This is a genomic window from Streptomyces sp. NPDC048473 (assembly GCF_043200155.1).
In the GTDB taxonomy this organism is placed as follows: Bacteria; Actinomycetota; Actinomycetes; order Streptomycetales; family Streptomycetaceae; genus Streptomyces.
The window spans coordinates 1-1,302 of the sequence record NZ_JBICXE010000194.1; the positions used below are offsets into that span (position 1 = coordinate 1).

A 1,302-nucleotide genomic window follows, 5' to 3' on the forward strand; every position below is an offset into this window, starting at 1 on the left:
CTTGAGTTCTAGTGGTCGTTGCAACACCCCAGCTCAGGGGATGCAATGGACTTCGAGATACGTAAGGACCGGGGGCCGCAGGGGCGGAAGAAGCTGACCCGTGAGCGGGCGGCATACTTCCAGCTCATGCAGCAGGGCTACAGCAGTAGGGAAGCCTGCCGGATCGTCGGCATCGACCGGCGGACGGGCAAGAAATGGCGCAACGGATCACATGCGCACATCGGCAAGAAGAAGGCGGCGCCTCCGATCCACCAGGAGGCGCCGCCTTCTGGCCCGTCCCGCTACCTGCGTGAGGCCGATCGCATCCACATAGCCGACCGGCTGCGGGAGAAGGCCACGATCCGCGCGATCGCCGCCGAGCTGGGCCGCAGCCCGTCCACCGTCAGCCGCGAGATACGCCGCAACCGGCACCCGGGCAACGGCCAGTACCGGCCGCACGCCGCCCAGGCCCGCGCCGATGCCCGCCGGCCCCGCCCCAAGGCGGGGAAGATCGGCCAGAACCCCGAACTGCGGGACTTCATCCAGGACCGCCTGAGCACACGCTGGAGCCCCGAGCAGATCTGCAACGCTCTTCGCACACGGTTCCCCGACCGCCCGGAGATGCACGTGACCCACGAAACGGTCTACCAGGCCCTCTACGTCCAAGGCCGCGGAGAACTCCGCCGCGAACTCACCAAGGCCCTGCGGACCGGACGCGCCTGCCGCCGCCCCCACCGCCAGGCAGCCAAGCGCCAGCCCCGGTTCACGACCCCAATGGTCATGATCAGCGACCGCCCCGCTGAGGCCGAAGACCGGGCCGTCCCCGGACATTGGGAAGGGGACCTCATCATCGGCAAGAACAGCGGATCGGCGATCGGCACCCTCGTCGAACGCAGCACCCGATACCTGATGCTGGTCCACCTGCCCGGCGACCACAGCGCGGCAAGCCTCCGCGACGCCCTGACCGACACCGTGAAAACCCTGCCGCCGCACTTGGTGCGGTCCCTCACCTGGGACCAGGGCTCCGAGATGGCCGCCCACCACGCCTTCAGCATCGCCACCGACATCCCGGTCTACTTCTGCGACCCCGGCAGTCCCTGGCAGCGCGGCTCGAACGAAAACACCAACGGCCTGCTCCGCCAGTACTTCCCCAAGGGCACCAACCTCGCTACCCACAGCCGCGAGCACCTCGACGCCGTCGCCACCGAACTCAACAGCCGCCCACGCAAAACGCTCGGCTGGGAAACCCCAGCCGAGCGCCTGTCTAAACTGCTCGCGGCCTGATCAACCGACCACGTGTTGCAACGACCCCTCGAATTCGCC

Annotated in this window: 1 protein-coding gene; it reads left to right on the forward strand. The window is 68.1% G+C overall.

Annotated elements, in window-relative coordinates; genetic code table 11:
- Nucleotides 1–126: 126 nt before the first annotated feature.
- Nucleotides 127–1,263 carry an IS30 family transposase gene (locus ACGFU7_RS48185; RefSeq protein ID WP_393705164.1) on the forward strand — a complete coding sequence of 379 codons (1,137 nt, stop codon included), beginning with the start codon at nucleotides 127–129 and terminating at the stop codon, nucleotides 1,261–1,263.
- Nucleotides 1,264–1,302: the final 39 nt, after the last annotated feature.